Below are 18647 nucleotides of genomic sequence, written 5' to 3'. Positions count from 1 at the left end.
CAGATGCGAAGAGCCAGATAAGTGCAACCGGAAAGACGAGAGCGGCACGGTCAAGTATCATAATCCTCGCGCCGACATCGACGACTGCGTGGCGGCGAGGGTAATTGTCTACACAACTCGAGCACGAAGAGACTTTCTCGAGCTGTTAACCACGCGATGTGACACGCGGGACCACGCGAACCCAGGTGCAGAGAAGCACAACGGCTATGACAGTGACCATCTGATCGTAACTTCGGTGCAGGCACCGCATTTAAGCGCCAGCTATCCCGACCTCGCAGCGTACTTGCGTAATCGACCGGGGCTTGAGGTCCAGATCCGAACAGTAGCCGGGCATGCGTGGGCAGAGTACGAGCACGACGTGCGGTACAAGTCTGCCGCATACAAGAACCTCGACGAGGGTAAGCGGGGGCGCGTGGATCAGTGGTTCATAGAGGCTGGAGGTCTGCGCCGCTACCTTGACGCGGTGTTCAACGAAATCGACGAGTTCCTCGTACCGAGCACGGAAGCCACCTCAAAGGATGACGAAGGCGTTGACGATGAGAACGACGCTGTTGACACGCTCGCCGAACAAGACGTCCGCCCCTTGGACCTCACGACGTTGACTGAGCTGATCAGTGATCGATACCCAGAAGCTGCGCCAGGCACGGAGGGCGCAGCGCGGGAACTGCTCGATCAACTCAAGACTCTCGACATTTATACGGTGGCGGAACTGCAGTCCGTGTTGGACCAGAATGACCGAGACGAAGTCGCCTCGCTCATGGACTACCCCGCAGCGGTGTCGGCCACGCGCCGGCTCGACGATGAGTTGCTGGCCGCCTTTACTCGCCGATATGTCGACGCGGCCGAGTCGAACGAGGCGCGGCAACAGCTACTGAGGCTCCGCCTTCGACGGGTGGACGGCCGGTTCACCATCTACGTTCTCGAAGTTGAGGGAAAAGAGCCCACTCGGCCAATTGCTGCTGCTCGGGCTGTCAGAGAGCTGACAAGGATAGTCGCCGACAGCCAAGGGGCCGATGAGGCTTGCATCGCGAATGCAATAGCATTGAACAGAGAGGACCTACAGGATAGTACAAACCCGCGAGTAGTCCAAGTGGGAGACACGGCGATCTACGTCGCTACGAACCTCGCTCGTTCCTATGCGGAATACTTAATGAAGGAGCTTGTTAGTCGTCTACCGTCCGGTAAAGTCCGCGTCATACGAGCTGGAGACCAGATTCTCCCCTCGCTGGCTGATGCACAAAGCAATCCTGAATAGCGAGAGTCTCCCGACACGCCTTGCAAGGACGTACGACCTGCAACTATTTGATCGTTACGGCGATTCAGCGGGCGCCTCGCTGATCTACTGGCTTATGGGCACGAATTCGACCATAACATTCGTTTATCGGTGTTTACGCGACCAACCGAAATGCCCAGCTCTCGGCGACAGTAGCCTTCAACTACGAGAACGGACATCAGGTCACGGAAAGCAAAATCGGTTATCGGGTCAAAATCCGGGACTGAACGAGCCGATCAACTGGCGAGTGTGGTGCCGCGCGCGGGTTCTGCCTGCTTATCGGCGGTGCGCCGTAGTATCTCGATAATGCGGACAAGCCCGGCGAAGTCACTCCGGAGAGTCCACGAACCGCCGAAGAGGAATGGAAGCAATGTCCGAAGAGACACTTGACCTAACACCGTCACCCAGAATCCTGGACGTGATCGCCGACGTCGATATGACTGTCGAGGAGTGCCTCGCCGAGCTGATCGACAATGCGCTCGACGAGATCGACGCAGCGAGGCGCGAAGACCCCGGTTTCGAGGGACGAGTGGAAATCGATCTCCCCTACGGTCAAAAGGTGACTGCGGAGTCGGTCGTCACGGTTACAGACTCGGGCCGGGGCATGTCGGTGGAGCAGATACGCCAGGCCTTGCGGGCCGGCTCGTCGGGGAACTCGCGCTACGGCTCGCTCGGCCTGTTCGGGATGGGCTTCAACGTGGCGACTGGGCGACTGGGATATGTGACGACGGTGAAGTCCGGTCGCGCTGGCGAAGACCACTGGACGATCGTCTCTATCGACATCCAGGCGATGGGCTCTCAGGATTCTTTCCAGGTCCCTATGACCACCGAGCCAAAGAGCCCGAACGAGCACGGCACTTCGATCACGATCTCCCGACTCCGCAGCGACACGTCGAAGCGATTGCGTTGGAGCGGCACCGCGAAGCGGGTAGCAACGCGCCTCGGCCAGACGTACTCATACATGCTGCGAACCGTCGCCGGCACCGACATCGCCGGCGCCGAAGTGATCGGCGGACTGGGGATCGATCTCATCCTCAACGGTAGTTCCGTACAGCCCTACATCCCATGCGTCTGGTCGCCGGAGCGGTCGGTGCCCTACAAGGGACAACACGTGTCGGCTGTCACCGAGATCAACTACGAGCTCAACCCGGCTTTCGCCTGCCTGGAGTGCGGTCATTGGCACAACGAGGCGATCGAGAACCTCGACCGCTGCCTTGAGTGTCTATCGCAGCGGGTAGAGCTACGAGATCGATCGATCCGTGGTTGGCTCGGCATCCAGCGCTACGACGACTCGAGCGACTTCGGAATCTCGCTCCTCCGCCAAGGGCGCACCATCGTTCACCTCGACAAATCACTGTTTGAGTGGACAAACCCCGACTCTGGCGACAGGCTCGTCGAGTACCCGGTGGAACTCGGCCGTGGGCGTATCGTGGGCGAGTTGCACCTGGACCATCTCCCGGTGAACTACCGGAAGAACGACTTTGGCCGAGACGGCGTCGCGTGGAGCACGGTTCGCGAGAAGATCCGAGGCGATGGGCCGCTCCTGGAACAGCTTTCTAAGCAGCTGGGCTACAGCGTGAACACCTCGAAACTCGGGATGCTGTTCCATGCCTACCGGCGATATGTCGCCGGCTACAGGTACCTCGTGCCGGGCGACGGCCAGAAGGGCATGGCCGAGCAGGCCCGCAAGTGGGGCGAGAAGTTCCGTGAAGGGCTGTCGGCCTACCAGAGCGACGAGATGTGGTGGAAACATGTCGTCAACCACGAGAACATTCTGGCCGGGGCCTCGAACGACGATGGCAGCGGTGATGACGACGTCGAAGACCTGTTTCCGCCCGGTCGCAATCAGGACCAGGGGGGATCGGCTGGAGACGACAATGCCGACGAGAACGGTGACGGTCCATCGGATGAAACGACGCAGGATCTCGAGACCCGGGACGAACGCCTCAGCCGCTACCGCGACAACGGCCGAGTGATCCCGCAGCTAGACGGTGCCGATGTCATGATCCCGGGGGGCACCCGGACTATCAACGTGACCGCCTACAAAACTTCGGAAGTAGATCTGATCGACGGAGCCGATAAGTACTCTTCTGCAAATCTCGAAGCCGGGGTGGTCGAGCTGTTCATCGACGAAGGCCACCCCCTCCTGGCTGCTTATGGGTGGAACCCGATCGACGTAGCGGCCACGGTCCTGCACGACGCCGCCGCGCACTTCCTCCGCTACGACGGCAGAGCCGGTGAGTTCGTCGAGGGCGTCCTAGAACAGATCGGCGACCGCCAAATCGACGCTGCGACGGTACGGTCGTCAGCTGAAGCGTTGCTCGAGGGGATTAGGGCGGCCAGTGCGGCCCTGGTCAAGGGCGACCCGACCGGAGTGTGGGCAAAGCTGTCGTCCAAGGCCAAGATCCAGACACAGAAGTTCGCCGCGGCGGACGCTAGCGCGGACTGGAATGCACTGGAGTCTTCCGGTGGCTACGTCGAGTTCCTGAGTCCCCGCGCGTTCGAGGACCTGATCGTGGAGATCCCGGAAGAAATGCTCGACGGTGGGGTGTTTACCTCCAGCTACGGGTCCTGGCAGGACGACTCGATCCGTGAAGAACGGATGTCCCATCTAACAAGTCTGGTGCGTGACTTGGAGCGCACGCTAACGGCGACAGACCGCCTGAGCGCGCGAGAGCTCCTCAGATTGTCGATCGGGCTTGAGGCGCTGAGCGCGATGGTCGTCGACGAGGCGAAGTTGTGAGCAGCGAGTCCTTCATGTCGACTGACAGATTGGTCGATGGTGGCCCGGCGGGGTTCACCCGTGCTCTTGAACGCCTGCTGCCGCTGCTTGGCTTTACTGACGTAGTGAACATCGACGGTCCTGGAGACCAGGGCGGGGATCTGCTCGCCCGATTGGGCGGCAGCCCGGTGGCCTTTCAAGCCAAGTGGCGCCTGGACCCGATAAGGGGTTCGGTCAGCGAGGACGCCGTGAACGAGGTGTCTAGCGCGATCGACGCCTACGGTTCGGACTCGGGCGTGGTCGCCACGAACGGCCGGTTCACCAAGTCAGCCAAGGACCGGATAGCCGCTTTCCTCAAGGTTGGCCGGGTTATCAAGGCCTGGGACGGCGCGGCGCTGGCGAAGCTCTACCGCAGGGCTAAGGATCTGCCGCCGCAGATGGCACTGCGGCCGTACCAGGAGGAGGCCGTGGCCGAGTCACTGCGCGCACTTGACGACCCGGACCGTGGCAAGGCACTGGTCTACCTCGCCACCGGCCTTGGCAAGACCGTGGTGGCGGGCTCGATCGTCGGCGACAGGCTGGAGCGCGACCCATCGGCCAACATTCTGGTCGTCGCACACGGCGGCGCGCTCGTCGACCAGCTAGAGAAGTCGATGTGGCCGTTCATTCCGAAGGATGTCCCGACACAAATGATCGGCCAGGGGGCCCACCACGACGACCTGTCGGGAGTGACCTTCGCGGTCCTGCCGACGGCGCACTCCTACGTCGCCCGAGGTTACCGGCCGGATCTTATAGTGATCGACGAGGTTCATCACGTCGGCGAGAACGGATATTACGCGCACATCCTCGAGATGCTCCATGACGTGCCCCGGCTCGGGGTCACCGCGACGCCGTGGCGCGGTGACAAGTTCGACATCGAGACCACGTTCGGACCTCCGGTTGTACAGATGTCGATTGCCGACGGAATCCGGCGCGGCTACCTCGCTCAGGTGGACTACCAGCTGCTGGCCGACAACATCGACTGGGAGTTCGTCAAAGAGGCATCCGAGCACTCGTACACAATCAAGGACCTTAACCGCCGGTTGTTCATCCCCGAGCGAGACGAGGCGATTATCGAGCACATGACCGGGGTGTGGAATTCCACACGCGCCCCGCGTGGAATGGTGTTTTGCCAGACGATCGAACACACCGAGCGGTTCGCCGAGCTACTGCGGGAGCACTCCTCGTGGCGCGGGGTGGAGACGATTCACAACGACATGACTAAGCGCGAGCGTCAGCAGAGACTGCTCCGATTCCGGTCCGGGCAAACCCAGCTCCTTGTGAGTGTCGATCTATTGAACGAGGGCATCGATGTGCCAGACGTGAATATCATCGTTTTCGCTCGAGTGACGCATTCACGCCGGATCTTCATCCAGCAGCTGGGCAGAGGGCTACGTCTGCGCGCCGGCAAAGAGCGGGTGACGGTCCTGGACTGCGTGTCGGACCTGCGGCGGATCGCGGAGGTATCGGCGTTCCGGGCGCAGATCGAGGTCGACCAGGCCGAGGTCCTGAGCGTGAGCCGGTCGAGCTTCGACTTTGAGGACCAGGGGGTCAAGTCGCTGATCGACCAGTGGGTGGCCGATGTCGGGGACCTGGCAACGGCCAACGACAGGGTGAAGCTCGAGTTCCCTCCGTCGATGAACAGGACGGTCCCCGAGACGAGGGGTTGGAATGGCTAGGCTCCCCGATGACGTCAAGGAAGAGGCCCTTGCTTACTGCTACGCCGAGTTCGACCGGCGCAAGTGGGAGCAGATGCCTTCCGGTGAGCGTGGCGCGGTCTACGCCGACCTCATCGCCGACGAGCAGTTTTCGGGGTTGCTCGCGCCGTACCTCAAAACCGAAGAGATGCGTGTGTGGCTCAAGGACAGCGCGGCCAAAGAGTATCCGAGAGCTTTGGAGGGGATCGGCCATGCTGCGCGGCACACAAAGCGCGGATACCCGGGTCCGAGCGTCATCGTCAGCGCGACGCTGGGTCGGGATTGGTCAGTCGTGGAGAGCTCGATCGAGCAAAAGCCGATGCGGTGCCGAGTGGTGAGCGCCGCCAATGAATCCGCCGTACTGATCTGGGGGCCGCAGCGAATGCTGAGCAACCTGCACTGGGCCGCGTCAGTCGCCCGCGTGGCCGGAGAGCAGCGCGTTGCCGTTGCTGTCACACGCCCGACGATGGCGAAGCCGGCCGAGGTCGAATGGGCTCGAGTGCGGGCACTCTGCGAGCTAATCAGCGTGGAGGCGTACAGCGTGATGTACGCGCCGAGAACGATCGACGCAGCTGCACACTAGATTCATCGCGTCCCCAGTCGAAGCGTCGACGCGGACTTCAAAGGGAACAGCGACAGTAGTCGGGTCAGCTCATCCGGGTGTCGAGGTACTGGCGGGCGTCCTGAGCGATTAGATCTTCAGCGCCTGCTTGGCGGGCCGGGTACTTGTGTGCCCACTTGCGCCCCGGATGCAGGGTGTCCCACTGCGAACGCAGACCCTTGCCGCGCCCCCTGCCGGGGTCGTGGTTGCCGAAGCCGTCGACGATGGCGTTCCAGACCGGGCGGTACCGGCGGATCATTGCCGACTCGCCGAGAGGAATCCAGATGTCCTCGACCACCAGCCACCGCATCTGGAAATCCTCAATGGCTAGGTTGTCGACCTGGACGATGCTTCTGCGATGCTCTCGCAGACGCGCCGCAAGTGCGTTGCCGACCGCTGCTTCGTCCTCGAGCCCCTTCCGCCCGCCTTCGGGGATCGCTTTTCCGACGTAGATCGGATACTCGGGGCCGTCGGCGTTCGCGGCCGCGAGTTTGGTGTAGGCCTCGAAGTCTCCGTTGTAGTAGATCGCGTAGACGCCGGCACCAGGGAAGTTGTTGCGGTGGATGTAGGTCCCGGCGATATCGAGCGGGACGGCTTCACTCTCCTCGATCTGGGTGGCCACGGCCTTGGCCAGATTGTGGCGATCGAGAGGATTGAACGGCTGACTCATGCGGTCGCCGATCGCCGAGAGGACCGACGGCCGGCGGCCTGCGCCTTACGAGCGTTAAACGTAGCTATGTCCAGGTGCTCACGTACCGACAGGGACACGGTCTCGGCAAGCATGACAGGCACTGCGTTACCGAGCTGGCGCATAGCCTCGCTCCACGGGCCGTGCAGACGGTATCCATCGGGGAAAGTCTGCAGGCGGGCGGCTTCACGCACGGTGAAGTACCGCACCGAGCTGTCGACATTGCGAAGCATGTTCTCTCCACCGGGGACGCCGTGGACACCGGCCTTGAGCGCCTTGGCGGGCGCGTCGATGTAGGAACCGGTGTGGCCCGGGTAGGACCGGGCCCCAGGCTGCTGCACGTGGTTGAGGAATTTAGTGCTCTCGATCGCGGTCGGAGATGGTAGGTCGTGCAGCGCATCGCGAACGGTGCGCCAAGGCAGCAGATCCGGATCGGCGTCTCTGGCGGCGCGCACACGGAAGTCGCGGTGCGCACTGGGGACATCGTGGCGGTCCCAGTAGCTGCCGTCCTCCTGAGCGACACGGAGTGCCCCCGATGAGTGGGTGGCTGCCGGGAAGCTCCACTCGGCGTCAACGTCATTGCGAAAACCGACGAAAAACACACGCCAACGCTGCTGGGGAACTCCGTAGTCGGCGGCGTTGACCAGTGTCGGTATCACTCGATATTGCAGGTCAGAGCGCACTGACGTGTGTTCAGCCTGCAGACGCGCATAGTGGTCGCCCCAGGATTCCCCGACGTTGGCTGTGATCTCAGGGTGTCCGAGCCGCAGCTGGATGTAGCTGTAGTACTCCGAGAAGGCCGCGCGGGTCAGGCCCCGGACGTTTTCGATGATGAAGGCGCGGGGCCGCAGCTCACGGATGACCTCGGCTGTCGCGGGGAACATGTCGCGCTTATCTTCTGCCGCATTACCTTTGCCGCCTGCGGAGAACGGCTGGCAAGGGGGGCCGCCGCTGACCAGGTCGACGCCTTCGGGAACGGCCGACCAGTCGATATTGCGGACATCGCCTTCTCTGATGTCGATACCCTGCACTAGGGGATAGCCCGCATCGCGATTTTCACGAAGAGTGTCGCAGGCCCAGTGATTCCACTCGGCGACGATCTCAGTAGTGAAACCAGCCTGGTGGGACCCCAGAGCAAGCCCGCCGCCTCCGGCGAACAATTCGACACTTCGCATTTCGTCAGGTTAGCAAGGTGACCTGGGGGTTCTGCGCAAGGCGGGGCTGACCGCGGCCTATCGGACTGCTGTTCAATCACATACGAGGAAGCACCAACCGAGCGAGAACAGGGCGTACTCGCCACGCTTGTTCGGCGTGATCAGGTAGTTGTCCTCCGCCTCCTCGCCGTAGACGACGAGCTCATCGTTGGCCTGGATCTCTCCGAAGGTCTGGCCGTCGATTTCGGCGAGGTCGGTGATGAGGTTTTGCAGGGTCGCGCGGTTGACGATGGGCGTGGCCCAGCCGTTCCAGGGCTCGCCGAATGCGATGGCGTGCCACCGGTAACCGTCGCTTTGGAGTCCATCGATGGTGAAGTCGCCGCTAGTGTCGCTGCGGTCGAGCGCGGTGCCGCGCAGCTGTGCAGCGGCCCGGCGCAGCAGATCTGCGTCACGGTCGGCGATGATGGCGCATCGGTCGGACTCGGACAGTGTCGGCCAGTGTCGCCGAAGCTCGCCACTGGCCCAGTCGGGAACGGGGGTCTCGGTCATTACTTCTCCTGTGTGGCGCCGGCGGCCGCCCATGCGGCGCACCCTAGGTGTCGCCTCGGACAAGGGTTGGTTAGTGCAGGTCTCGGGCGGCGATGAGTCCGGTGATGAAGTCGGTGACGCGGTCGGCTTCGGCGTCGGTGAGGTCGAAGCGTTGGCCTCCGACGAGGGTGCGGGCGGGGCCGAGTGGTTCGAGCCCGTAGAGGACTCGGGTGGCGGCTGATAGTGCGGCTCGGTTGGCGATGGATTCGATGGTGCAGTCCAGCGCTTCGGCGATGGCTGTGAGCTGGTCCTGGCTGATGACGGCGGGCGGCGTGGCCTGTCTGTAGGCGGTGGGTTGGGATTGGCCGCGTTCCCAGGCGCTGATCCAGGGGGATTTCACTCCGATGGCCACTGCGAGTTTGAGCTGGGTGAGTCCGGCCTCCATGCGTGCAGCGCGGATAGCGCGGCCGAGTGATCGGGCTTCGTCTGGGGTCACCGGGGCTCCTTGCCTGTGGTGTCGGTGTTGAGGGTGGCCAGGACGGCCCAGTGGCCATCGCTGCAGGTGACGTCGAGGACGGTGACGGCCGGAGGCGTCCCAGGCTGGCTGATGGCGGTGATGCGGTGGTCGAGGTCGATGTGGGCGTGCAGTTCGGTGGGGCCTGTCCCGACAAAGAACGTCATCCCCGCCCCTCTCCCCCACTGGTCGGTCCGCCGGTGAGGTCGGCGCGGCGCTTGGTTTCGCGGCGCATGGCGCGGCCTTGGTCAAGGAGGATCTCGAAGAGGTCGTCGGTGGCCGCTTCGGTGCTGGCACGGGTCAGCTCAGCGGCGGTGCGGGCGAAGCGGCGGCGGTAGGCGGCGTCGAGGACGTCGGCGGCGAGGGTGCGCACTCCGATGGCGGGGGTTCCGAGTAGTGCGACGACCTGGAGGGCATCGGTGAGAAGCCGTCCTTGGTGGCCGGCCATGCGGCCGGCGCTGGTGAGTGCGGCGAGCACCCGCGGGGCGTGGTGGGGTTCGCCTGCCGCGATGAGGTCGGCGATCACGCTGTACAGGTCGCCGTATCGGGGGTTGAGGAAGTCGCTTGCCTCGAGGTGGCGGGTGATGTGGCGAGCTTCGGTGGTGTCGGTGGTGTGCAGCAGTGCGCACAGCAGGGCGGCTTCGGGATCGAGCTCGGGGACGGTGGGTGCGTCGTCTGCGGCGGCGAGGTCGTCGACGTCGACCGGGTCGGCGGTGGCCTGCGGGTCCTCGGCGGTCATGGTGTGCATTGTGTGTCCCCTCCCCTACTGGCGGGTGATTCAGGCGGCGGTGCGGCCGAGGTCCTTGATGCGGTCGGGTCGGAATCCGGCCCAGTGGTCGGTGCCGGCGACGACTACGGGGGCCTGGAGGTGGCCGAGGGCCATGACGTAGTCGCGGGCGTCGGTGTCGGTGGTGATGTCGACGAGCTCGTAGTCCAGGCCGGCCTTCTCGAGCGCCTTGATGGTGGCGCCGCACTGCACGCACTGGGGCTTGGTGTACACGGTGATGGCCATGGCGGTGGTCCTTTCGGTCGTGGTGTCCGTCTGCCTCGCGGCGATGGGCGGGGGTTGTGGGTCAGGCGGCGTAGATCGCGCGGCGGATGGTGCCGACGATTTCGGTGTCGTCTTCGTCGGCGACGACGGTGACCCGGTCCTCGTGAACGGTGAGCGGGTTGACCGAGAGGTCGAGGACTGTGGCGAGCGTGGCGGCGGCCTCCCAGGGCTCGGTCGCGGTGACGGAGTAGGTGATGCGGGCCATGGCTGGCTCCTTTCGGGTGCGGGGTGAGCGGGTGTTCCCGGCTCTGTCTTCTAGTGTACACGCATCATGCGTGTATGGTACGCCTATGGCGCGTTAATGTGCTCTCACCTGCGGGTTTTTCGCGCCACCGCCTCGGCTGTGCCGTTCGCGCAGTGTCCCCCTTTCCCTGACACCTGCCGATCGTGTGGGCCGCGAACCGGAGGCAAGAGAGGGCACCCGGGCGGACGCGGGGAATCTGCGGCGAAATAAGCGAGCGCAGCGAGCGCGTCGCAGATTGGTCGTGGCCGGCCGGGCGACGGCGAAGCCGGCGCCGACCTTGACGCAGGGAGCGGAACACAAAGACTCGCAGTGGCAGGGAAAGAGGGCCACCCACCGCCTCCCAGTGCCGGGTAGCGCGGGGTGTCCACGGTTGGGGGTTTGCGCCTCGGGAGTCTGCGGGCGGTGTTGCACGCGGGAGCTGGCCCCAGTCGACCCGCGGGGGCCGGGCAGATAGTGGTTCTAGTGGGTGAGGGTGGTGGTGGCTCGGAGGGTGGCGAGGAGGTCGGTGCGTCCGGTTGGGGTGATGCGGGGTGCGATGACGGCGTGGGGTTCGTCGCCCAGGGCGATGAGGTGGGCGTGGTGTTTGTAGGGGTCGTCGGCGTGGATGTCGATGGTGGTGGCTGCGGCGCGGTGTGCGGCGAGGTCGAGGGCTTCGGCGTGGCTGCCGGTGGTGGCCAGGGTGTCCTGGTGGAGGAGTTCGCCGGTGGGTGTGGTCGTGGTGATGGTGACGATGTGCATGGGTCTACCTCTTGTAGGTGGTGCGGCCGCCGGCGCGGAAGGGGCTGGTGTCTGAGTGGTAGGGCTTGCCGTCGTTGTATTCGGCGTCGAGGCGGTCGAGCAGTTCCTCGAAGGCGCGGACGGTGAAGGCGACGGCGCTGGGCAAGTCCTCGTCCTTGTCGAGGGCTTCGCAGGTGCCCCAGATGCGTTCGACCAGGTCGGCTGGCAGGCGCATGTTCCAGTTGCGGTATTCGGGGGCGTCGGCCGGCCGTGGGGTGCCCTCCCCTGCTGCGGCTTGTGCGACGAGGCTGTCGGTGGTCTTGCGCTTGCGGACGGGCGGTGTGGCGGCCATGGGTTCAGGTCCTTTCGGCGGTCAGGGTGGTGAGCAGCTCGTGGAAGCTGTCGCGGACGGTGACGGCGGCGATGTCGCGGAGCTCGTCGAGTCCTTGACCGTTGGCGGCGGCTTCGGCGATGAAGGCGCGGCGTGGGATGTCGTGGGGGTGGACGGTGTAGCCGGATTGGGTGGCCCAGTCGCGGATCTCGGTGGCGACGCGGCCGTGGGTGGCGGTGCGGGTGGTGTCGCGCAGGTTGATGAGGATGTCGGGGTCGGGCAGGGGCCGGCTGGGGCGGAGGTCTTCGTTGATCTCGTCGACGAGCTCGCCGGTGTCGCTGATGCCGTTGAAGGAGTCGTTTTCGGGTTCGGTGACCAGGAGGACCCGGTCGGCTGAGTAGAGGGCGTTGATGGTTCCCAGGGACAGGCCGCGGTCGCAGTCGATGATGACGAGGTCGTAGTTGTCGCGGACGGTGTCGAGGGCTTTGTGTAGGACTTTTCCGGGGGCCACTCCCCCGAGCGCCTGCAGGGCTGCGGCGAGTTTGCCGCGGCCGGAGGGGACGATGTCCAGGCCGGGGCGGCGGGTGGTGTGGGTGGCGCCGGCGAGGGTGACGCCTGGGGTGCGGGCGTAGATGTCGGCGAGGGTGTGTCCGTCGGGGTCGCGGTTTCCGAGGATGCGCAGGGCTACTCCCCCTTGGGCGTCGTGGTCGATGACCAGGACGCGCTTTCCGCCTGCGACGGCGGTGTGGGCGAGCATGAGGGCGGTGGTGGTCTTGCCGACGCCGCCCTTGTGGTTGGCGATCGCGATGACCGTGGTCATGGTGGCTTTCCCTTCGTTATGCGTGCATGGTGCGAGTATATCGGCGCATGGTGCGGGTATGTCGCACGTGTGATGCTTGGGTGCGGGGCGTGTCGTGGGTGATGTGCGGGATGGGTGGCCGGCGGTCGGGCGTGGCGCTTAGCGGAGCGGCGCCACGCCCGACCGCCCCGCCGGCCTAGCCGGTGGCCTCCTCGTCCTGGTCTTCGTCGGTGAGGGCGTCGGCGATGAGGTGGACGGCCTCCTGGACCCGGACGGCGGTGGCCTTGACCGTGTCGGCCTGTCCCCCGCTCCAGCTGGCGAGGTAGCCGACGCTGAAGTCGCTCGTGTCGAGGTCGTGCAGTGCGGCCACGACGTAGGCGACGGATTCGGCCTCGAGTTCGCGGGTGGCCTGGTCGGGCTCGGTGGTGAGCGTGCCCTCGTCGTCGGTGTGCAGGATGGCGTGCGCGGCCTCGTGGATGGCGGTTTTGGCGGCGTGGGCGTCGGATAGGTCGGCGTCGACGACGATGCGGCGGGTTCCGTCGACGGTGCAGTAGCCGTTGGACTCGCCGGGGATCTGCTCGCGGGTGACGGTCCAGCCCTGGCCGGTCATCCACTCGCTGATGCGCTCGTAGAGGGCGGCGTGGTCGTCGCCCTGGAGCTGGGCGACGGGGGCAGTGGGCTGCTCGACCCCCTCGATGGGGTCGGTCTGGGAGATGTCGAAGACGGTCGCGACGGGCGGCGGGCACTTGACCCACTTGCTGGTCTTCTCGCCGGTCTGCTCGTCCTCTTCGGTCACCTTGCGGAACGGTTTGCCGAAGATCCGGATTCCCTTCTCACCTTTGCGGACCTGGCGGCCCTTGGCCTGCCACGCCTTGAATCCGGCGACCTGGGTCGCGTGCGGGCACTGCACCTGGATCAGCATCGTGTTGTTGAAGCTGTAGCGGTGGAACGATCCGAGGAAGTCCAGCCACCTGAGCCACTGGCCGGACTGGGTGAGGGCGTCGACGGCGGCGGACAGCTCGTCGTGCATCTGCTCGACCTTCTCGGCGCGGGCCGCGCGGGCGGCCTCTTTCTGCTGCGGGGTGTAGGTCTTGCGGGCCATGGCTGGCTCCTTTCGGGCGCGGGGTGAGCGGGTGTTCCCGGCTCTGTTTTCTATTATACACGCATCATGCGTGTATGAAACGTCTATGGTGCGTTAATGTGGTCTCACCTGCTGCGGGTTCGCGGGGTTCGCCGGGCCCGGCCCGCCGATCGGCGGGCCGGGGACTGTGGCTAGAGGTGCAGTTGGTCGGTGCACCCGGTGCAGCGGTTGCCGCCCTGGCCGGTGGTGATGACCTCGGCGCAGTTGGTGCAGCGGCGGGCGGGGTGGACGAATGCTGGGCGGCCGTCCTCGTAGTGCCACAGCACTTCGGTGCCGTCGGGGTTGGTTGCTAGCCGGATCTCGGCTGCGATGGTGCGGTGCTCGTCCGGGACCTCGAGATCGAAGGTCTCGAGCAGGGTGCCTGGCTTGGTCATGGTGGTCCTTTCGGGTGCGGGGTGAGCGGGTGTTCCCGTCTCTGTCTTTTATTGTACACGCGTCATGCGTGTATGGTACGTCTATGGTGCGTTAATGTGCTCTCACCTGCGGGTTTCTGCGGCTGACGCCTCGGCTGTGCCATTCGCGCAGTGTCCCCCTTTCCCTGACACCTGCCGATTTTCGTGCGCAGCGAACGGGAGTCAAGAGAGGGCACCCGGACGGACGCGACCAATCCGCCCCGAAATAAGCGCAGCGCGGGGCGGATTGGTCGTGGCCGGCCGGGCGACGGCGAAGCCGGCGCCGACCTTGACCCCGGAAGTGGAGCACGCACAATCGCGGTGGCAGGGAAAGAGGGCCGCCCACCAGTGCCCACCCAGAGGCCGGGCCACCGTCGCTTGGACGGTAGCCCGGCATCGGGAGGGGTCTTACAGCTCGTCGGTGTCGACGTGGTCGCCGCAGGCGCGGCGCTCGACGGGGGACAGGGCGTAGCCCTGGTCCTCGATGAACCGGAGGTAGGCCACAGTGCGGCGGTCGATGTGTCGCCAGGAGCCCTTGTGGGTGTTGACCTCGTGGGCGATCAGGCACATGGCCAGGCTGGTCATGGTGGCTTTAGCGGTGGTCATCGCCTCGGTGTCCGGGACCGTCAGGTAGGTCTCGCGCTCGCCTCGCAGTCGGTCCGCGGAGAGCAGGTGCGGGCTGGTGGTAATGGTGGCGGCGACGAACGCGGCGCTGTTCTTCGGCGCGGCCTTGCGGGCGCAGAAGGTCTTGAGCCAGTCGCGGCGGACCTGCTCGGCGGCAAGCCACGCCTTGTTTGCGGCGATGACGTCGCGTCGTTCGGCCCGCTTCTGCTCGCGCTCTTCCTCAGTCGGTTCGCCCTGGGACGCGGTGCTCCACGGGGTTTTCCACCCTCGGGCGGCGAGGTCGTCGCAGTACCAGCGGGTCTGGACTACCAGCGCTTCGTGGACCTGGCTGCGGGTGACGGCATCCTCGGGCCGCTCGTGATCGTCATCCTCGAACAGCTCGTAGGGGTCGACTGGCTCGCCCGTGGCGGTCAGGACGGTCGTGAAGTCGGCATCGAGCCGCACGGCTACATGCTCGCCGGGGTCGTCGGGGTCGATGACGATGTCCTGCCCGGTGGCATTGTCGACCAGCCGGTCGACCCATTCGCCCTTGAAGTCGTAGGCGGGCCAGCCATCGAGGACGGTCACGCCATTGGCCTCCCACTGGGCGCGGGCGTCGGCCAGGGCCTCGGCGATCTGTCGCTGTTGGCGCAATCGAGCGGCCTGGTGGTCGAACTGGCCGGTGGAGGCCGCGCGGACCAGGGTCTCGACGGCGCTGGGGTCGTCGGCGAACTCGGTGACGACAGCGGCCTGGGTGATGGTCAGGTCGTAGCGGTCGAGGGTGCCGGTGTCGGTCATGGTCGTGGCGGCGTCGACGGTGGAGCGGTCGACGCGCAGGCGCTTGCTGATCTGGGCGGGGGAGATGCCGAAGGCGACGAGCTGGGCGATGGTCTCGGCCTGCTCGCGGGTGGTGAGGTTCTGTCGCTGCTGGTTCTCGTCCCACTGGGCCGCGATCAGGTCGGTTGTTCCGTTGAGGTCGTCGGCGGGGGCGGCGGTGACGATCACGGGGACTTGGTCGAGACCGGCGGCAACCGCGGCGAGCGTGCGGCGGTGGCCGTGCTTGACGACCAGGGCGTTGTTGTCGTCGCGGTAGGCGTTGATCGGCTCGAGGAGGCCGTGCTCGCGGACGCTGGCGATCAAGTCGTCGGAGGCTTGGGCGTCTCGGATGTTCGAGACGAGAGTCAGCTCGGAGGGGCTGACGTGGATGAGGTTCATCGTGGTGTCCACGGTGGCCCTTTCGGGTACGGGGTGAGCGGCCTTGTGGCTGCTCTGCTATCAGCATAAACGCACCATGCGTGTATTATGCGTTCATAATGCGTTAATATGCTCTTGGCTGGGGTTACGGCGCTGGGGCGTAGACGATGTGGGGGACTCCTTGGTGGGTGTAGTAGCCCTCGGTGTAGGTGCCGGTGTCGGAGGGTTCGTCGTGTCCGATCGCCCATACTTGGGCGGCGAGGTCTGCGGCGTCGAGCTCGCCGTCGGGTGAGTGGTGGGGGGTGACGATTCCGCTTCGGGGGCCGATGGTGACGCGGCGGGCGCGGTGGTCTCCGGCACGGGCGAGGTTGACGGTGTCGCGCATGAGTTCGCGCAGGTTGGTCGAGCGCAGTGGTTCGGCGGTGGTCATGCGGCCAGAGTGGCACGGTTCGTGGGCGTCGGCGGCTTCGGTGGACACCTGGGCGCGGGTGTTGTGGGGGAGGGGTGGGGTGTGAAATGCGCTGGAGGGGGTCGCCAGGCGGGCGACCCCCTCCAGCGGCCGGTTAGGGCATCAGGACGTCGAAGTGGGTGAGGCGGACGCCGTTCTTGCCGTTGCTGGTGAACCGTGCGGAGATCGCGCGGGCGCGGGGGCCGATGGTGAGGACTGCGGCGACGTAGTGCACGGCCATATGCGGCGTGACCTGAACGGTATCGACCCGGGGTTCGATGAGGGTTGCGCGGTCGGTGTCGTTGGTGCGGGTCTGGCGGGCGACTGCGGCGCGGTTGATCGCTGCGGCTCCTGCCTCGGTGGCGATCTGGTCGAGGTTGGTTACGCGGCTGCGCTGGCGGTTGTAGACGGCGACGGCGACGTTGATGGCGCGGTCGATCTCGCGGCGGACGCGAGCGTCGACGGTGACCGGGCGCTCGGCGGGTGCGCCGTGGTTGCGCTCGACCTGCTGGGCGATGTCCTGGTGGGCGGTGGCCTCGATCTGCTCGGTGAGCCAGTCACTGGCCACGAGCGGGGTGACGCCGTAGTGGCGCATCTCGGCGTAGGCGGCGGCGATCCCCTCGGCGCCGGGGACGGTGAACGTGGGCGACGTGAGCATGGTCGCTCCTTTCGGGTGCGGGGTGAGCGGGTGTTCCCGGCTCTGTCTTCTATTGTACACGCATCATGCGTGTATGGTACGTCTATGGCGCGTTAATGTGCTCTCACCTGCGGGTTTTTCGCGCCACCGCCTCGGCTGTGCCGTTCGCGCAGTGTCCCCCTTTCCCTGACACCTGCCGATTTTCGTGTGTAGCGAACGGGGTCAAGAGAGGGCACCCGGACTGCTGCGACGAATCCGCCCCGAAATAAGCGCAGCGCGGGGCGGATTGGTCGTGGCCGGCCGGGCGACGGCGAAGCCGGCGCCGACCTTGACGCCGGCAGTGGAGCACGCACAATCGCGGTGGCAGGGAAAGAGGGCCGCCCACCGGTTCGCCCCACCGCCAGGCAGTGCCGGCGTCCACGGCCAGAGATCTACGCACCGGGAGTCACCGGGCGGTGTTGCACGCGGGAGCTGGCCCCAGTCGACCCGCGGCGGCCGGGCAGATAGTGCTCTTAGGTGGTGACGGGCAGTGCTTCGGATCGGATGCTGATGCCGATGTTGCGGGCTTTGGCGCCGCTGAGTTGGGGGTGGTTCCGGCCGTGGCTGTCGGTGTAGATGGTGGCGGCCAGGTCGTGTTCGTCGGCGTCGATGATGACGTCGTCGCCGATGGTGAGGCTGGTGTGGGCGTTCTCGGCGAGTTGTTTGCGCAGCTCGACGTCGTAGACGACCTCGCCGGTGAAGGTGCGGGCGGTGGGGTTGTAGGCGCGGTGTCGCACTTTGATGGTGAGCACGCTGCTGCCGGATTTGAGCTGGTTAAGGGTGCCGATTTCGATGACGTTGCCGTCGATGACCATGGCTGGTCCTTTCGAGTGTGGGGTGACTGTTCGTCTGCGACTCAGCTTAGCTGGGCTCGTACCTGGTGGTGAGTGTCCTGATGTGTTCAGGCCGGTAGCCGCACCACTGGAGGTCTGGGGTGATGACGACTGGCAGGGCGGTCACCCAGTCCTGCTCGGTGAGTCCCTCGAGTGCGTCCGGGTCTTCGTCGACGTCCACGTACAAGAACGCAACACCAGCTTGATCCAGGAGCTTCTTGGTCCTCGTGCACGGCGGACAGGACTCGCGTCCGTAGAGCGTGACGAGCAAGCCGGTCAGGGCTGGGACAGCACCCCCAACGTAGTCGTAGTGCGGCACTCGGACAGTTCAGGAGAGCCCGTGTGCATGGGGCAAGAGTACGACCGCTCGGAGGCAGTCGACACTGGTGACATCACGGCGGGGGAGCAGATCGAGGGGCGTGGCTAGGCCGGCGCTCTCGCGCTGGCGTCGCGGCAGTCGGGCCCACCGGAGGGGAGTGGCGACCGCGGGGGGCTGCTCGACGGGGAGGGCGAGGATGGGTGCGGTGCCGCGGAGCAGGGTGTGGGCGAGGGCTCTGCCCGCGAGCCTCAGCGTGAGTGAGACGTGCGCGAAGAACGTGGAGCCCGCGGAGAGTCCGCGCGGTCTCTGCGTGACTCTCGGCGTGCCAGCAGGCGCGCTCACCGCAGATGCGGGCGGCCAGCTCCTGGGCTCTCGTCAGCGCACCTGTACGACGGGACGCGGCGTCCAGGTCCAGAGTGGAGGCGGCGGACCAGAGCGTCCCGCGACCGCTGCCCGCCCGGGTAACGAGCCCGGCGTCCTCGAGCTGCCGGAGAAGGTGGAGGACCCCGTGGGTGGCGTCCCCGGGAGGGAGGCCCAGGAGAGCAGCGAGTTGGCGGGTGGGGGAGGCGGGGTGGCGTAGCAGGGTGGAGAGGGTGCGCCGGCTGGTGTGGCGGAGGAGTCCCCAGAGAGGGTGCTGCAGTGGCACCGCAGGGCTTGTGACGTCATGGGCGGTTTCCCCCCGG

The 18647-nt window shown here is 65.6% G+C and carries 22 protein-coding genes and 1 pseudogene; 5 read left to right on the top strand and 18 right to left on the bottom strand.

Features of this window, described 5'->3' with window-relative positions:
- From AYO52_RS17660 to AYO52_RS07405, 4 genes and pseudogenes are all read left to right on the top strand, one after another.
- Positions 1 to 1255: pseudogene (locus tag AYO52_RS17660) on the top strand (hypothetical protein); the annotation flags it as partial.
- A gap of 436 nt (positions 1256 to 1691) precedes the next feature.
- Positions 1692 to 4016, top strand: coding sequence for an ATP-binding protein (locus tag AYO52_RS07415; RefSeq protein WP_172812131.1), 2325 nt, complete (start codon positions 1692 to 1694; stop codon positions 4014 to 4016).
- Positions 4013 to 5713, top strand: a complete 1701-nt coding sequence (locus AYO52_RS07410) for a DEAD/DEAH box helicase family protein (protein ID WP_216635314.1) — start codon at positions 4013 to 4015, stop codon at positions 5711 to 5713. The genes AYO52_RS07415 and AYO52_RS07410 overlap by 4 nt, the downstream gene beginning before the upstream one ends.
- The gene (locus AYO52_RS07405; protein WP_067715324.1) at positions 5706 to 6314 is read left to right on the top strand and encodes a hypothetical protein; all 609 of its coding nucleotides are present in this window, start codon (positions 5706 to 5708) and stop codon (positions 6312 to 6314) included. Before AYO52_RS07410 ends, AYO52_RS07405 begins: the two co-directional genes overlap by 8 nt.
- Before the next feature lie 64 nt (positions 6315 to 6378).
- On the opposite strand, the gene AYO52_RS07400 is transcribed toward AYO52_RS07405, so the two are convergent.
- The 18 genes from AYO52_RS07400 to AYO52_RS07315 all read right to left on the bottom strand — a co-directional run bounded on the left by AYO52_RS07400 (position 6379) and on the right by AYO52_RS07315 (position 17964).
- Complete coding sequence (locus AYO52_RS07400; protein ID WP_067715321.1) at positions 6379 to 7002, bottom strand: Eco29kI family restriction endonuclease; 624 nt, start codon at positions 7000 to 7002, stop codon at positions 6379 to 6381.
- Positions 6999 to 8195, bottom strand: a complete 1197-nt coding sequence (locus AYO52_RS07395; protein WP_067715319.1) for a DNA cytosine methyltransferase — start codon at positions 8193 to 8195, stop codon at positions 6999 to 7001. Before AYO52_RS07395 ends, AYO52_RS07400 begins: the two co-directional genes overlap by 4 nt.
- A gap of 72 nt (positions 8196 to 8267) precedes the next feature.
- Entirely contained in the window at positions 8268 to 8723 is a 456-nt protein-coding gene (locus AYO52_RS07390; protein WP_067715316.1) for a hypothetical protein, read from the bottom strand.
- A gap of 70 nt (positions 8724 to 8793) precedes the next feature.
- Positions 8794 to 9198, bottom strand: a complete 405-nt coding sequence (locus AYO52_RS07385; RefSeq protein WP_067715313.1) for a helix-turn-helix transcriptional regulator — start codon at positions 9196 to 9198, stop codon at positions 8794 to 8796.
- Positions 9195 to 9383, bottom strand: a complete 189-nt coding sequence (locus AYO52_RS07380; RefSeq protein ID WP_067715310.1) for a hypothetical protein — start codon at positions 9381 to 9383, stop codon at positions 9195 to 9197. The genes AYO52_RS07385 and AYO52_RS07380 overlap by 4 nt, the downstream gene beginning before the upstream one ends.
- Positions 9380 to 9955 (bottom strand): DnaB-like helicase N-terminal domain-containing protein, encoded by a 576-nt coding sequence (locus tag AYO52_RS07375; protein ID WP_067715355.1) that lies wholly within the window; start codon positions 9953 to 9955, stop codon positions 9380 to 9382. Before AYO52_RS07375 ends, AYO52_RS07380 begins: the two co-directional genes overlap by 4 nt.
- Before the next feature lie 39 nt (positions 9956 to 9994).
- Complete coding sequence (gene nrdH, locus AYO52_RS07370) at positions 9995 to 10228, bottom strand: glutaredoxin-like protein NrdH (RefSeq protein ID WP_067715307.1); 234 nt, start codon at positions 10226 to 10228, stop codon at positions 9995 to 9997.
- 61 nt (positions 10229 to 10289) lie between these two features.
- Entirely contained in the window at positions 10290 to 10472 is a 183-nt protein-coding gene (locus tag AYO52_RS07365; protein WP_017838630.1) for a hypothetical protein, read from the bottom strand.
- Between the two features lie 498 nt (positions 10473 to 10970).
- Positions 10971 to 11249 carry a hypothetical protein gene (locus tag AYO52_RS07360; RefSeq protein ID WP_067715304.1) on the bottom strand — a complete coding sequence of 93 codons (279 nt, stop codon included), beginning with the start codon at positions 11247 to 11249 and terminating at the stop codon, positions 10971 to 10973.
- Positions 11250 to 11253: 4 nt separating this feature from the next.
- Positions 11254 to 11580: a hypothetical protein gene (locus AYO52_RS07355; protein WP_017836510.1), complete on the bottom strand. Its 327-nt coding sequence runs from the start codon at positions 11578 to 11580 to the stop codon at positions 11254 to 11256.
- Between the two features lie 4 nt (positions 11581 to 11584).
- The gene (locus tag AYO52_RS07350; RefSeq protein ID WP_067715302.1) at positions 11585 to 12379 is read right to left on the bottom strand and encodes a ParA family protein; all 795 of its coding nucleotides are present in this window, start codon (positions 12377 to 12379) and stop codon (positions 11585 to 11587) included.
- Positions 12380 to 12554: 175 nt separating this feature from the next.
- Positions 12555 to 13460, bottom strand: a complete 906-nt coding sequence (locus AYO52_RS07345) for an ArdC-like ssDNA-binding domain-containing protein (protein ID WP_067715299.1) — start codon at positions 13458 to 13460, stop codon at positions 12555 to 12557.
- A 170-nt stretch (positions 13461 to 13630) separates the two neighbouring features.
- Positions 13631 to 13873, bottom strand: a complete 243-nt coding sequence (locus AYO52_RS07340) for a hypothetical protein (RefSeq protein ID WP_067715296.1) — start codon at positions 13871 to 13873, stop codon at positions 13631 to 13633.
- Positions 13874 to 14299: 426 nt separating this feature from the next.
- Positions 14300 to 15721, bottom strand: coding sequence for a ParB N-terminal domain-containing protein (locus tag AYO52_RS07335; protein ID WP_156523560.1), 1422 nt, complete (start codon positions 15719 to 15721; stop codon positions 14300 to 14302).
- 112 nt (positions 15722 to 15833) lie between these two features.
- A complete protein-coding gene (locus tag AYO52_RS07330; RefSeq protein WP_017838461.1) occupies positions 15834 to 16118 on the bottom strand; it encodes a hypothetical protein in 285 nt (94 codons plus the stop codon).
- A gap of 133 nt (positions 16119 to 16251) precedes the next feature.
- Positions 16252 to 16794 carry a hypothetical protein gene (locus AYO52_RS07325; RefSeq protein WP_067715289.1) on the bottom strand — a complete coding sequence of 181 codons (543 nt, stop codon included), beginning with the start codon at positions 16792 to 16794 and terminating at the stop codon, positions 16252 to 16254.
- A gap of 491 nt (positions 16795 to 17285) precedes the next feature.
- Positions 17286 to 17627 (bottom strand): hypothetical protein, encoded by a 342-nt coding sequence (locus AYO52_RS07320; RefSeq protein ID WP_017838631.1) that lies wholly within the window; start codon positions 17625 to 17627, stop codon positions 17286 to 17288.
- Positions 17628 to 17673: 46 nt separating this feature from the next.
- Positions 17674 to 17964 (bottom strand): glutaredoxin family protein, encoded by a 291-nt coding sequence (locus tag AYO52_RS07315; protein ID WP_253701971.1) that lies wholly within the window; start codon positions 17962 to 17964, stop codon positions 17674 to 17676.
- A 322-nt stretch (positions 17965 to 18286) separates the two neighbouring features.
- On the opposite strand from AYO52_RS07315, the gene AYO52_RS18220 reads away from it, so the two are divergent.
- On the top strand, positions 18287 to 18544 hold the full coding sequence (locus AYO52_RS18220; protein ID WP_172812130.1) for a hypothetical protein: 258 nt from the start codon (positions 18287 to 18289) through the stop codon (positions 18542 to 18544).
- Positions 18545 to 18647: the final 103 nt, after the last annotated feature.

The organism is Dietzia sp. 111N12-1 (genome assembly GCF_001658045.1).
GTDB lineage: Bacteria > Actinomycetota > Actinomycetes > Mycobacteriales > Mycobacteriaceae > Dietzia > Dietzia kunjamensis.
Note: the sequence above shows the minus strand (reverse complement) of the source record. Positions and strands in the feature narration are given on the sequence as shown.

Bases quoted from the DNA above. Each gene is read 5' to 3' on its own strand.
- AYO52_RS07405 (WP_067715324.1), top strand. From the start codon at position 5,706: ATGGCTAGGCTCCCCGATGACGTCAAGGAAGAGGCCCTTGCTTACTGC.
- AYO52_RS07400 (WP_067715321.1), bottom strand. From the start codon at position 7,002: ATGAGTCAGCCGTTCAATCCTCTCGATCGCCACAATCTGGCCAAGGCC.
- AYO52_RS07395 (WP_067715319.1), bottom strand. From the start codon at position 8,195: ATGCGAAGTGTCGAATTGTTCGCCGGAGGCGGCGGGCTTGCTCTGGGG.
- AYO52_RS07390 (WP_067715316.1), bottom strand. From the start codon at position 8,723: ATGACCGAGACCCCCGTTCCCGACTGGGCCAGTGGCGAGCTTCGGCGA.
- AYO52_RS07380 (WP_067715310.1), bottom strand. From the start codon at position 9,383: ATGACGTTCTTTGTCGGGACAGGCCCCACCGAACTGCACGCCCACATC.
- AYO52_RS07375 (WP_067715355.1), bottom strand. From the start codon at position 9,955: ATGACCGCCGAGGACCCGCAGGCCACCGCCGACCCGGTCGACGTCGAC.
- nrdH (WP_067715307.1), bottom strand. From the start codon at position 10,228: ATGGCCATCACCGTGTACACCAAGCCCCAGTGCGTGCAGTGCGGCGCC.
- AYO52_RS07365 (WP_017838630.1), bottom strand. From the start codon at position 10,472: ATGGCCCGCATCACCTACTCCGTCACCGCGACCGAGCCCTGGGAGGCC.
- AYO52_RS07360 (WP_067715304.1), bottom strand. From the start codon at position 11,249: ATGCACATCGTCACCATCACCACGACCACACCCACCGGCGAACTCCTC.
- AYO52_RS07355 (WP_017836510.1), bottom strand. From the start codon at position 11,580: ATGGCCGCCACACCGCCCGTCCGCAAGCGCAAGACCACCGACAGCCTC.
- AYO52_RS07350 (WP_067715302.1), bottom strand. From the start codon at position 12,379: ATGACCACGGTCATCGCGATCGCCAACCACAAGGGCGGCGTCGGCAAG.
- AYO52_RS07345 (WP_067715299.1), bottom strand. From the start codon at position 13,460: ATGGCCCGCAAGACCTACACCCCGCAGCAGAAAGAGGCCGCCCGCGCG.
- AYO52_RS07340 (WP_067715296.1), bottom strand. From the start codon at position 13,873: ATGACCAAGCCAGGCACCCTGCTCGAGACCTTCGATCTCGAGGTCCCG.
- AYO52_RS07330 (WP_017838461.1), bottom strand. From the start codon at position 16,118: ATGACCACCGCCGAACCACTGCGCTCGACCAACCTGCGCGAACTCATG.
- AYO52_RS07325 (WP_067715289.1), bottom strand. From the start codon at position 16,794: ATGCTCACGTCGCCCACGTTCACCGTCCCCGGCGCCGAGGGGATCGCC.
- AYO52_RS07320 (WP_017838631.1), bottom strand. From the start codon at position 17,627: ATGGTCATCGACGGCAACGTCATCGAAATCGGCACCCTTAACCAGCTC.